We start from the raw sequence: 12,021 nt of genomic DNA, 5'->3' as shown, positions 1-12,021 counted from the left end.
CCCGGCGGAGCTGCTCCGGGGGCCCCCGCCGCGCTTGCGGGGCGGCCACGGCATTCACTCGGCGCCCCGGCGCCCGGGGGGGAGGCGCCGAAGCCCGGCTCTCGGAGAGTCCCGGCGCTGGGGGGAGAGCGTCGGGACTCGGCTTCGGATGGTCTCGGTGCGATCGAGGTGCGGTTCGGGTGCGGCGGCTGCGGTGAGGGCGTGCGGCGGTGCGGGGTCGTCTCGGTGCGTGGTGTGCCTCCGACTCCCTCGGACCGCGGGTCCCGGGCCTGACGGCTCCGGGCCGGTGAAGTCGTGGGCCCGGAAGTCTTGTGCCCCGGGAACGGGGAGTTGAAGCGGCGCACTACGGCCAAGCAGCGGTACAGAAATGGCCAAGTCCAGGCCAGGACACGGCGCTGGGCAGACCGCGCGGCGGACCAAGCCCCCTTGCGGCCCGAGGGGTTGGGGGCCGTACGGGGCCTTGGGTCCGTACCGGGCGACGGTCGCCGTGCCGCTCCTCGAACGGGTGGGCGGCGGGCCGGGAACCGGTCGGGAATCGGATCGGGCCGACCCGTTCGCGAACTGCCTGCTCAGGCCGCCCGCTCGAACAGTCGGTTCGAACAGTCCGCTCAGGGAGTCCGTTCAGGGAGTCCGCTCAGATGGTCCGTTCAGGTCAGGCGACCGCGTCGAAGCCCGTGTCGCGGGCGAGCTTCTTCAGTTCGAGCAGGGCGTGCTTCTCGATCTGGCGGATCCGCTCGCGGGTGAGCCCGTGCTCCTTGCCGACCTCGGTGAGGGTGCGCTCGCGGCCGTCCTCGATGCCGTACCGCATCTTGATGATGGACGCGGTGCGCTGGTCGAGGCGCCCGATGAGGCCGTCCAGCTCCTCGCTGCGCAGCAGCGTGAGCACGGACTGCTCGGGCGAGACCGCGGAGGTGTCCTCCAGGAGGTCGCCGAACTGGGTGTCGCCGTCGTCGTCCACCGACATGTTGAGCGAGACCGGGTCACGGGCCCAGTCGAGGACATCGGTGACGCGGTCCGCGTTGGAACCCAGCTCGGCGGCGATCTCAGCGGGCTCGGGGTCGCGTCCGTGCTCGCGGTTGAACTCGCGCTGCACACGGCGGATCCGGCCCAGCTCCTCGACGAGGTGGACGGGCAGCCGGATGGTGCGCGACTGGTCCGCTATCGACCGGGTGATGGCCTGACGGATCCACCAGGTGGCGTACGTCGAGAACTTGAAGCCCTTGCGGTAGTCGAACTTCTCCACCGCGCGGACCAGTCCCGCGTTGCCCTCCTGGATGAGGTCGAGCAGGGGAAGGCCACTGCGCGGATAGCGCCGGGCGACGGCCACGACAAGGCGCAGGTTCGACCGTATGAAGACGTCCTTGGCCCGCTCGCTGTCGGCGACGAGGGCTTCGAGCTCTTCGCGGGTCGCGTCCGCCTTGGCCTCCTCCTCGCCGTCGAGGATCTGCTGGGCGAACACACCCGCCTCGATGACCTGGGACAGCTCGACTTCCTTGGCGGCGTCGAGCAGCGGTGTACGCGCGATCTCGTCGAGGTACATGCCGACCAGGTCGCGGTCGGCGATCTCGCCGCCAGAGGCGCGAACGCTGCGAGCCGCGTCGGTCCGGCCGGAGGCGGACGAACGACGAGCGGCGACGGCACGGGTTGCCATGCGTGCTCCCTTGCGATGGTGGGCTGGCAGGGTCGTATCTGTTCCTACGTGTGTCTTGATGCGGCCGCTCGGACACTCTCCCGAGTGCCCTGCTTCCGAAGGAAACAACGACTGGAATCAGGACAGAATTCCCATCCCGTCCCACTATTTTTCTGATCTTGCAGTACCCTGTGCCGCCACAAGGGGAGGCGAGATGTCCGGAGAGTCTGCAGAGGTGCAGGTCAGACCAGGAGTCGAGACCGACCTCGTCGCCCTCACCGACATCTACAACCACTACGTCCGTGAGACGCCCATCACATTCGATATCGCTGTTCTCACTCCGGAGGAGCGCCGCCCTTGGCTGCTCTCCCACCCTGAAGACGGCCCGCACCGCCTGATGGTTGCCACCGCGAAGGACTCACAGCGGATTCTCGGGTACGCCACGAGCAGCGCGTTCCGGCCGAAACCGGCGTACGGCACCTCGGTGGAGGTGTCGGTGTACCTCGCCCCGGACTCCGGCGGCCGGGGCGTGGGCACACTGCTGTACCAAGCCCTCTTCGCGGCGCTCGCCACCGAGGACGTCCACCGTGCCTACGCCGGGATCGCCCTGCCGAACGAGGCGTCGACGCGGCTGCACGAGCGCTTCGGGTTCCGGTACGTCGGCACGTATCGGGAGGTCGGACGGAAGTTCGGGCGGTACTGGGATGTGGCCTGGTACGAGAAGGGGCTCTGAAGGCCGCGGGCCGGGTGCGGGGCTACTGCTCGGCGGTCGGCGGCTCGCTGGTCGGCGGCTCGCTGGGCGGCGGCTCGGTGGGCAGGGACTCCCGCATCGCCTTCGCGGTGGCGGCGGGGTCGTAGCCCTCGGGTACCCCTTCGACCAGGATGATGTCGCCCGTGATGTGCCGTGTCCGCAGCGGGGCGATCTCCTGGTACGCGGCCGAGTCCCACCAGTCCCGCGCCTCGGCGATCCCGGGGAAGCCGATCACCACGACGGCTCCCGGCCAGCTCCCCTCCTTCACCTCGTGCTGGGCGACGTGCACGAGGAAGCGTCCGCCGTACGGCTCGAAGGTGGCGGGGATGCGTTCGATGTACTCGGCGATCTCCGGGTGCGGGGCGGCGTCCCTGAGGTGGGCGATGGCGTAGGCGGGCATGAGGTGGGGTCCTTCCGGTCGGCAGGGCTCCTGCGCACAGGCGGGCGGCGGGACTCGGACGAGCCTCGCCGCTCCGACACCGACGAGCCTGACAGGCGGACGGGCCGGGGTCGATGACCTCCGGGGTAAGGGACCACGTCGGCCGGCGCCCGTACGCCGGGGAGCCGCTCAGGCGTCCCGGCGCGGCGACAAGCCGTCTGATCCGGCCGCCCGAGCCGGCGCCGGCGGCTAACCGAACTGCACCGACCGCTTGGCCAGGCCCAGCCAGAAGCCGTCGATCACCGACCTCTGGGCATCCAGCTCGCCGGCGGCCTCGGCCGCGCCCATCGTGACGAAGAGGGGGGCGAAGTGCTCCGTGCGGGGGTGGGCCAGCTGGCCGGCCGGGGACTTGTGCAGGAAGTCGAGAAGGGAGTCCCAGTCGCGGGATTCGAGGGCCCGGTGACCCCAGTCGTCGAACTCGGCGGACCAGGCGGGGGTGCCGGCCTGGCGGAGGGCGGCGAGGTTGTGGGTGAAGAAGCCGGAGCCGATGATCAGCACGCCCTCGTCGCGGAGGGGGGCGAGCTTGCGGCCGATGTCCATCAGCTTCACCGGGTCGAGGGTCGGCATGGAGATCTGCAGGACAGGGATGTCGGCGTCCGGGTACATCTCCACGAGGGGGACGTACGCGCCGTGGTCCAGGCCCCGGTCGGGGATGTCCTGGACGGGGATGCCGGGGGCCTGGAGCAGCTTGCGGACCGAGGCGGCCAGCTCGGGGGCGCCCGGGGCGCCGTACTGGACCTTGTAGTAGTGCTCGGGGAAGCCCCAGAAGTCGTAGACCAGGGGGATGGTGGTGACCGCGCCGAGGGCGAGGGGTGCCTCCTCCCAGTGGGCGGAGATCATGAGCACGGCCTTGGGGCGGGGCAGGGTCGCGGACCAGGCGGCGAGTTCGCCGGGCCAGATCGGGTCGTCGGCGAGCGGCGGGGCCCCGTGGCTCAGGTACAGGGCGGGCATGCGCTCGACGGGGGCGGCGGACATAGGGGTGACTCCCTCAACACACGCGACGCACCACGACACGCGCGCCTCGGCGGGCCCGGTGGTCGCTTCTGTCTCCTTGGATTCGCCTGGCTCACCAGGCGCTTGAGACTCCTCCCAACTCCCCAGTAGTTGAAGTCTCAATATTTCTGGTTTCACCTTACATCTCTATAGTTCAAAATTCAAGAAGGGGCCTCGTACAGTGGGGGTATGAAGACCGCATCCACTGAGGAAGAACCCCGCTGGCTCACCGCCGAGGAGCGGCGCACCTGGCTGGCCTATGTGCACGCCACGACCCTGCTGGAGGACCACCTCGACCGCCAGCTGCAGCGTGACGCGGGCATGCCGCACCTTTACTACCACCTGCTCGTCGTACTGTCCGAGGCTCCGCAGCGACGGCTGCGGATGACCGAGCTGGCGATGCAGACGAAGATCACGCGGTCGCGGCTGTCGCACGCCGTGGCCCGGCTGGAGAAGAACGGGTGGGTGCGGCGTGAGGACTGCCCGTCGGACAAGCGGGGCCAGTTCACGGTACTGACGGACGGCGGCCAGGAGATGCTCGGTCAGAGCGCGCCCGGGCATGTGGGCGCGGTGCGGCAGGCGCTGTTCAACCGCCTGACGGACGAGCAGGTGAAGGCGCTCGGCGAGATCATGGGGATCGTCGCGGAGGGGCTGCAGCCGAGCGAGGCGGGGGCGGACTTGCCGTGGCTGCGATAGCGCTCCGCTGGGTTTAGCGGTGGGGCGTTGCCGCGTCCGTGGGGGGTGATCCGGGGGTTTCTGGGGCGTCTGGGGGCGTGGGGGTGTTGAGGGCTGAGGGGTCCGTGAGGTCGTGGGGACTGAGGGGTCCGTGAGGTCCTGGGGGCTGAGGGGTCCGTGAGGTCGTGGGGACTGAGGGTCTGTGGGGTCGTAGGGACTGAGGGTCTGTGGGGTCGTAGGGGGCCTGGGTCGTAGGGGTCGCGGGATGTCTGGGGTGCCTGAGGGGGTCCGCGGGTTCGTGAGTTCGTGAGTTCGTGAGTTCGTGAGTTCGTGGGACCGGGAGATCTGCAGGCTCTCTGGGCCGTGAGGTTGCGAGGCTATGAGGTCCACAGGGCCTCGGGTCCGTGGGGCGCGGGTTCGTGGGGCCGCGGGGCGATGAGGTCCACACGTGCCGTGGAGCTGTGGGTCCGCCGCGCCTCGGTAGCCGGCGCACAAGGTCCCCCTGGACTGCGGGAGCAGGAGCAGGAGCGGGAGCGTGGGAGGGGCGGGGCAGGGGAATCGCCCCTGCCCCGCCCCTCGCTTTCCGTCAGTCCGGCCCCGTTGTCAGTGGGCGATCACCGGGACCTTCAGCTCATCCGTCGCGTCCTCGTCCGATCCCGCCGTCGCCGTCATGTCGGGCTTGCCCGTCGTGACGAAGGTGAAGGCGATGGCGGCGGAGACCACCAGGATGCCCACGGCGAACCAGATGGCGTTGGTGTAGCCGTTGACCATGCCCTGCAGCTGGACCAGCTGGGCGGCCGGCTTCGAGGTGGCCGAGCCGATGTGGTCCGCGACGTAGGACGTGGTCGCGGAGGCGGCGATGGTGTTCAGCAGCGCGGTACCGATGGCGCCGCCGACCTGCTGCGAGGTGTTGACCATGGCGGAGGCCACACCCGCGTCACGCGGTTCGACCCCGTACGTCGCCAGGGACATCGCCGGCATGAACGCCGTACCCATACCGAGGCCGAGCAGCAGCTGGGCCGGCAGGAGCAGACCGGCGTAGGAGGAGTCGACCTCCATCTGGGTCAGCAGGAGCATGCCGAGGCCGGCGACCAGGAAGCCGGGGGCCATCAGCAGGCGCGGCGCGACCCGGGTCATGAGGCGGGTGCCGATCTGGGTCGAGCCGGTGATCATGCCCACGATCATGGGCAGGAAGGCGAAACCGGTCTTGACCGGCGAGTACCCCTTCACGATCTGCAGGTAGTAGGTCAGGAAGAGGAAGAGGCCGAACATCGCGATGATCGCGAGGCCGAGGGAGAGGTAGACACCGCCACGGTTGCGCTCGGTGATGACGCGCAGCGGCAGCAGCGGGGCCTTGACCCTGGACTCGACGAACACGAAGGCCGCGAGGAGCACCGCCGAGGCGACGAACAGCGTGATCGTCATGGTGTCGCCCCAGCCCTCGGACTCGGCCCGCGTGAAGCCGTAGACCAGGGAGACCAGGCCCAGGGTGGACAGGACCACGCCGGGGATGTCGAGCGGGGAGCGGTTGCGGCCGCCCGCGGGCTCACGGATGACGAAGTACGCGCCGGCCGCCGCGATCACCGCGAACGGGATGTTGACGAAGAACGTCCAGCGCCAGTCCAGGTACTCGGTGAGGAAGCCGCCGAGGATCAGGCCCACGGCGCCACCACCACCGGCGATCGCGCCGTAGATGCCGAACGCCTTGGCGCGCTCCTTGGCGTCGGTGAACATCACGGCGAGGAGGGAGAGCGCCGCGGGCGCGAGCAGCGCGCCGAAGGCGCCCTGGAGCGCGCGGGCGCCCAGCATCATCGCCTCACCGGTGGCCGCGCCACCCAGCGCGGAGGCGCCGGCGAAGCCGATGAGACCGGTGACGAAGGTGCGCTTGCGGCCCCACAGATCGGAGATACGGCCGCCGAAGAGGAGCAGGCCGCCGAAGGCCAGGGCGTAGGCGGTGATGACCCACTGACGATTGCCGTCGGATATCCCCAGGTCCTGCTGGGCGGACGGGAGGGCGATGTTCACGATGGTCGCGTCGAGCACGACCATCAGCTGGGCGAGGGCGATGAAGACGAGCGCTTTCCAGCGGCTGGCGTGCGCGTCGTTCTGCTGCTTCTGCAGATCGGCGGCCGATCCGGATGATCCGGGGGCGCTGCGGACTGTTTCTGACATGGGGGTACCCACTTCGGGACTTCGTGACGGAAAGATCGGTATCGGGTGACGGAAAAGGGCGTCGAGGAGGGCGGCTTGTCGTCGTCGACAGCCTCGGGGTCGGTCGGGTCAGCGGGTCAGGACGGGCAGGGCCTCCGTAGGTCCTCCACGGTCACCGGGGCGCCGGGCAGTTCGGAGGGGGCCGGGGCGCGCAGGCCGTCCAGGAACAGTTGCAGATGGCGGTGGAGGAACCGGTCGACGCCCGCGCACTGGGTGCCGGCCGGGGGCCTGCTGAGCTGGCTGACGGCGATCATCAGGTCGCCGACGCCCACGTCGGTACGGAGCTGACCGGCGTCCCGGGCCCGCTTCATGATCCCTTCGACCTGCTCCTCCAGCCGCTCGCGCGCCGCCTCCAGGTCGGGGTGGTTCCTGTCGAACGCGTTCTGGATCATGGGGCAGAGCGCACTGATCCGTTCGTCGGCCGAGATGTGCACGAAGCGCGAGAGCGCCTCGAACGCGTCACCGGTCTCGGTGAGCGCGGCCTCGGCCGCGAGGGCCGTACGGTCCATGACGGAGCAGACGACCTCACGGACCAGCGCGTCGCGGTCCGGGAAGTTGCGGTACAGCGTGGCGTTGCCGACGCCGGCTCGGCGGGCGACCTCGTCGAGCGGCACATCGGGGCCGAACTCCACGAACATCTCCCGGGCGGCGCCGACGATCCGCTCCCGGTTGCGCAGGGCGTCGGCCCGGGGGCGGGACACCTTGCGACGTACGGCGGTGGCGGTCTCCACGGCGTACTCCTCTGCTGCTGATCCGGTGGTGTGGGGGGCGCCCGGTGGCTATCCGGGGATGGAGTCCCCGTTTCGCTCGGACACAAGGCTAAACGGGGAGACGGTCCCCGGTTATTTCCCCTCACCGAAGACTTTCCTTGTGACCTGGGTCACATATGGATCGGGTGCGGATCGTGTGGACCGCACTCCACCAGCGCGGATCAACGGCCGCGCATCCGCCGCTCCGATGCCCACGTTCGGCCCTTCCAGCGCGCGCCCGTGCACCCCTCGTCCCAGGGTGATCGAAAGAGGACAGCCTCGTCACGGACGGCTGCCGTGGAGCGAAGGGCGCGTGGATGCAGCAGCCGTTCCGCAGAAACGGGATATCCGCGCGCCGGACTCGTCCCCACCGGGCCCACCGGCCGCGTTCGCACCGGATACGTCCGCGCCGGGTCGTCGCGCTCGCCTCCGTCACCGCCCTCACGCTCGCGGTCACCACCTCCGCCGGCACCGGGCAGCTGGTGGCGAAGGGGACGACGAGGGCCGCGGGGGCCACGGCCCTGGTGCGCGGCTCGGCGCTCGGCCCCTGCATGATCCGCGGCCCGCTCGGCACCCAGATGTCCGAGGGCATCCCCACCCCGCCCGGTTACGCCCGCTCCACCGGCACGGTCCGCGCGCTCAACCTGATGATCGACTTCTCCGACGCGCCCGGCGAGGGCAGTGCGATGGACCGCTTCGCGGAGTTCGCCCCGCAGACCCAGAAGTGGTTCAGGACCAGCAGTTACGGCCGTATCGACTACCGACCCGAGGCACCGCTCACCGAGTGGCTGCGGATGCCGAAGTCCTTCCGCTCGTACGGCATAGAGCGCGGCGCCCCCTTCGACCCCGGCTACCGCCGGCTGGTCCAGGACATGGTGCGGGCCGCCGATCCACTCGTGGATTTCCGGTCGTACGACCTGGTCAACGTCCTCGTCACCCCGAACGCGGGCCCCTCCGCCCTCGACACGGTCCTGTCCGTGACCTTCGCCGGCAACCGCGAGGCGCCGATCGCGGACGGCGTGCCGGTCGCCAACGCGTCGTTCGTCTACAGCCGTCAGGACGACGGCTCGGGTTCGTACGGGGAGACCGGGTACCGGGTGCTGCCCCACGAGAACGGCCATGTCTTCGGGCTGCCCGACCTCTACACCCACGAGGGCGGGGGCGCGGTCGGGCACTGGGACATCATGAGCGAGGACTGGGGCGTCGACAACGATCTGCTGGGCTGGCACAAGTGGAAGCTCGGGTGGCTCGACGAGACGCAGGTCGGCTGTGCGGCGCCGGCCGGAGCGGCCGAGTACACGCTGACCCCGCTCGCCACCCCCGGCGGCGCGAAGCTGGTCGTCGTCCCGCTCAGCTCCCGGGCGGCGTACGTGGCGGAGCTGCGGACACGGGCGGGCAACGACGCGGCGGTGTGCCGGCCGGGGGTGCTCGTGTACCGGGTCGACGCGACGGTCGACACCGGGAACGGGCCCATCAAGGTGCACGACGCCCGCCGGGACAGCGGGGGGTGCACCCGCAGTCCCAACGTCCACGCCGAGCTGTCCGACGCGCCGCTCGTCCCCGGTGAGACGTTCAGGGACACGCGGGCGGGGGTGGAGATCGCCGTGGTGGGGGTGGATGCCGGGGGGAGCCACCGGGTGGTGGTCCGACGGCGGCGAGGGGGCGGGAACGGGTAGGGGGAGGGGGGAGGCTGTCCGAGGTGCGTGGTCGGGCGCGGGTCCGGTGGGGCTTCTCGCGCAGGTCCCCGCGCCCCTGAAAAGCAGGGGCTACGCCCCATGCTTCTCAGCCCCGCAGGGGCTTGGCCTTCAGGGGCGCGGGGGCCTGGCCTCTCAAGGGCGCGGGGACCTGCGCGAGACCCCGCCGGGCCCGCGGCCGCCGAAGGACAGGCGCCCCCGAGCCGGCAGGCGCCCGGCGCGGCGGCGTGGCCGGGGCGCATTACCGTGAGCGCATGCTCCCGAACGTCCCCGGCGCGGCCACCACCACCCCCGCCACCGCCCCCGTGCCCGCCGAAGCCGTCGCACCCCTGATGCGGGGCATGGCCGTGCTGCGCCGGCTCACCGAGGCGGACGGGGCGCTGAGTCCGAGTGCGCTGGAGAAGGCCACCGGGCTCGCGCGCTCCACGGTGGACCGCATCACGGCGACGCTGGCCCGCATGGGCTACGTACGACTGGACGGCCGCGACGTGGTCCTCGCCCCCCGCCTGATGGAGCTGGGCAACGCCTATCTGGCCGCCCTGCGTCTCCCCCGCCTCCTCGACGCCCACGCCGACGCTCTCGCCGACGAACTGGACGAGTCGGTGTCCCTCGCCGTCCGCGACCGGGACGGCGTCCGCTTCATCCACCAGGCGACCCGCCGCCGCGCGATGTCCCTCAGCTTCCGCATCGGCGACCTCCTCCCCGCCGAACGCACCGCACCCGGACCGCTGTTCGCCACCGAGTGGGAGCCGGCCGACTGGGCCCGGTGGCGGATCCGTCGCACGGCCGACCCGGAGGGCCACGGCTTCCCGGCGGTGCCTCCGCGGGGCGGGGCGTACGACGACTTCGAGGACCGTACGGCACGGGCGGGCGCCCAAGGGTGGGCGCTGGACGACCAGTTGATCGAACCGGGGCTGGTCGCGGTGTCCGTGCCCGTGCGGGATCCCCGTACGGGACGGATCGCGTGCGTGGCGAACGTCGTCAGCCACACCAGTCGGCACACGGCGGAGTCCCTGCGGTCGACGCTGCTGCCCCGGCTGCGGGCGGCCGTTGCCGCGATGGAACAGGAACTCCAGCGGGAGCGGGGGGAGTTGCGGAAGTCCTCCCCGTCGGCCACAGCGCCCCGGGGTGCCGCCCCGGCTCCGGGCGGCCCGCCCGCCCCCGCCGGTCTCGCCGCCTGGACGGGTGCCTCCAAGCAGGAACTGGGGCGGGAGTTCGTCGAATCGCTCGCCCGGGGGCTCACCGTGATCACCTCGTTCGGCGAGGGGCGCGCCGAACTGACCCTGACCGAGGTCGCCCGGACCACCGGGCTCGCCCGGGCGACGGCCCGGCGCGCGCTGATCACCCTCGAACACCTGGGGTACGTCGAGTCGTACGACCGCGTCTTCCGGCTCACCCCCCGCGTCCTGGGCCTGGGTTTCCCGCCCCTGTCGATGCTCCCCCTCCCCCGCATCGCCGCGCCGCACCTGGCCGAACTCTCCGCGCGCGTCCACGACTCGGCATCCCTCGCGATCCTCACCGAGGGCGGAGACGAGGTGCAGTACACGGCCCGGGTCGCCACGAGCCGCATCATGAGCGTCAACATCACCCTCGGCACACGGCTGCCGGCGTACGCGACCTCCCTGGGCCGCGTCATGCTCGCCGACCTGCTTCCGCAGGCCCCCCTGCCGGACCGTCCCGCCGCCCTGACCCCGCACACGGTCACCGGCCGGCGGGAACTGCTGACCGTCCTGGAGCGCGTACGGGACACCGGATACGCCCTCGTGGACGGGGAGTTGGAGGAGGGCCTGCGGTCCGTCGCCGTGCCGGTGCGGGAGCGGGGCGGGCGGGTCGTCGCCGCCGTGAACGTCGCCATGCACAGCAGCCGGCGTTCGGTGGAGGAGTGCGTGGAGGAGGTTCTGCCCGCGCTGCGGGACGCGGTGGGGCGGATCGAGGGCGAGCTGGCGGTGGCGGGGATGTTCCGCCGCGTGCCGGAGGTCTGACGGCTCCGCGCCGCGAACACCGTACGCTGTGCGCGTCGCCGTACGCAGCAGAGGAGGGGCTCTCCCATGGCACCCGAGAAGCCGGCCAGGAAGCAGGAGGGGTTCCAGTCCGTGTGGACCCGGCCCCGGACCGGGCGGGAGCAGCCCGTGCTGAGCCGGGAGCACATCGTGGCCGAGGCGCTGCGCCTGCTCGACGAGGAGGGGATCGACGCGCTGAGCATGCGCAAGCTCGGCGGCCGGCTGGGCGCCGGCGCGACCTCGCTCTACCGCCATGTGGCCAACAAGGACGAACTGCTGGAGCTGGCCGTCGACGAGATCTACGGCGAGATCGAGGTCCAGGCCGCCCCCGTCCCGGCGAACTGGCGTACCGACACGGCCAGTTGCGCGCACAGCCTGCGCGCCACGATCCTGCGCCACCCGTGGCTGGCGTCGGTGCTCGGCGAGCTGGGCATGTCCTACCTCGGCCCGAACTGGATGCGGATCTCCGAGGCCATGCTGAAGCTGCTCACCACCGCCGGGTTCCCGGCCGACGAGGCCGACCGGGCGCTCTCGACACTCGTCGCGTACGTCATCGGCACGGCCACCAGCGAGGCCGCCTGGCTCAACGTCCTCGCCCGCAGCGGCGAGGACGAACGGACCATGGTCGAACGACTGTGGCCGGCCGCCGAACAGGCCGCCCAGGACTTCCCCCTGCTGCGCGAGGGCTATGCCGAACAGCGGGGCGCGGACCCGCGGGAAGCCCGGGAGGAAGGGTTCCGGTACGGGCTCGACCGGGTGCTGGACGGGCTGGAGACCCGGCTGAAGTGAGCCGGCCGGCCCGCGCGCCCGAGGAGCCCAGCTGCAACTCCCCCTGTGTTCCTACCCGTTGACGCCCGTGTATCGGCTCAGGCTCCGGTT

General features: G+C 71.3%; 10 protein-coding genes. 5 read left to right on the top strand and 5 right to left on the bottom strand.

Annotated features, from left to right (window positions below; translation table 11 throughout):
• Nucleotides 1–652: 652 nt before the first annotated feature.
• Nucleotides 653–1,651, bottom strand: coding sequence for an RNA polymerase sigma factor RpoD/SigA (locus ACFU5F_RS32345; RefSeq protein ID WP_383894973.1), 999 nt, complete (start codon nucleotides 1,649–1,651; stop codon nucleotides 653–655).
• Nucleotides 1,652–1,844: 193 nt separating this feature from the next.
• Here ACFU5F_RS32345 and ACFU5F_RS32340 point away from each other — a divergent pair, with 193 nt between their 5' ends.
• Complete coding sequence (locus tag ACFU5F_RS32340; RefSeq protein ID WP_383894970.1) at nucleotides 1,845–2,363, top strand: GNAT family N-acetyltransferase; 519 nt, start codon at nucleotides 1,845–1,847, stop codon at nucleotides 2,361–2,363.
• 22 nt (nucleotides 2,364–2,385) lie between these two features.
• Here the strand turns inward: ACFU5F_RS32340 and ACFU5F_RS32335 are convergent, their stop codons facing one another.
• Together ACFU5F_RS32335 and ACFU5F_RS32330 are read right to left on the bottom strand one after the other, a co-directional pair.
• Nucleotides 2,386–2,781 carry a DUF1330 domain-containing protein gene (locus ACFU5F_RS32335; RefSeq protein ID WP_383894967.1) on the bottom strand — a complete coding sequence of 132 codons (396 nt, stop codon included), beginning with the start codon at nucleotides 2,779–2,781 and terminating at the stop codon, nucleotides 2,386–2,388.
• Nucleotides 2,782–3,009: 228 nt separating this feature from the next.
• The gene (locus ACFU5F_RS32330; RefSeq protein WP_383894964.1) at nucleotides 3,010–3,795 is read right to left on the bottom strand and encodes a dioxygenase; all 786 of its coding nucleotides are present in this window, start codon (nucleotides 3,793–3,795) and stop codon (nucleotides 3,010–3,012) included.
• A gap of 207 nt (nucleotides 3,796–4,002) precedes the next feature.
• On the opposite strand from ACFU5F_RS32330, the gene ACFU5F_RS32325 reads away from it, so the two are divergent.
• Complete coding sequence (locus tag ACFU5F_RS32325) at nucleotides 4,003–4,509, top strand: MarR family winged helix-turn-helix transcriptional regulator (RefSeq protein ID WP_383894961.1); 507 nt, start codon at nucleotides 4,003–4,005, stop codon at nucleotides 4,507–4,509.
• 582 nt (nucleotides 4,510–5,091) lie between these two features.
• Here ACFU5F_RS32325 and ACFU5F_RS32320 read toward each other — a convergent pair.
• On the bottom strand, nucleotides 5,092–6,660 hold the full coding sequence (locus ACFU5F_RS32320; RefSeq protein WP_383894958.1) for an MFS transporter: 1,569 nt from the start codon (nucleotides 6,658–6,660) through the stop codon (nucleotides 5,092–5,094).
• A 116-nt stretch (nucleotides 6,661–6,776) separates the two neighbouring features.
• Complete coding sequence (locus ACFU5F_RS32315; protein ID WP_383894956.1) at nucleotides 6,777–7,430, bottom strand: TetR/AcrR family transcriptional regulator; 654 nt, start codon at nucleotides 7,428–7,430, stop codon at nucleotides 6,777–6,779.
• A gap of 335 nt (nucleotides 7,431–7,765) precedes the next feature.
• On the opposite strand from ACFU5F_RS32315, the gene ACFU5F_RS32310 reads away from it, so the two are divergent.
• The 3 genes from ACFU5F_RS32310 (at nucleotide 7,766) to ACFU5F_RS32300 (ending at nucleotide 11,931) form a co-directional block, all read left to right on the top strand.
• On the top strand, nucleotides 7,766–9,124 hold the full coding sequence (locus tag ACFU5F_RS32310) for a M6 family metalloprotease domain-containing protein (RefSeq protein WP_383894952.1): 1,359 nt from the start codon (nucleotides 7,766–7,768) through the stop codon (nucleotides 9,122–9,124).
• A gap of 272 nt (nucleotides 9,125–9,396) precedes the next feature.
• On the top strand, nucleotides 9,397–11,124 hold the full coding sequence (locus tag ACFU5F_RS32305; RefSeq protein ID WP_383894949.1) for an IclR family transcriptional regulator C-terminal domain-containing protein: 1,728 nt from the start codon (nucleotides 9,397–9,399) through the stop codon (nucleotides 11,122–11,124).
• Nucleotides 11,125–11,190: 66 nt separating this feature from the next.
• Nucleotides 11,191–11,931 (top strand): TetR/AcrR family transcriptional regulator, encoded by a 741-nt coding sequence (locus ACFU5F_RS32300; RefSeq protein WP_383894946.1) that lies wholly within the window; start codon nucleotides 11,191–11,193, stop codon nucleotides 11,929–11,931.
• Nucleotides 11,932–12,021: the final 90 nt, after the last annotated feature.

The sequence above is a fragment of the Streptomyces sp. NPDC057438 genome (genome assembly GCF_042802995.1).
Lineage (GTDB): Bacteria > Actinomycetota > Actinomycetes > Streptomycetales > Streptomycetaceae > Streptomyces.
Note: the sequence above shows the minus strand (reverse complement) of the source record. Positions and strands in the feature narration are given on the sequence as shown.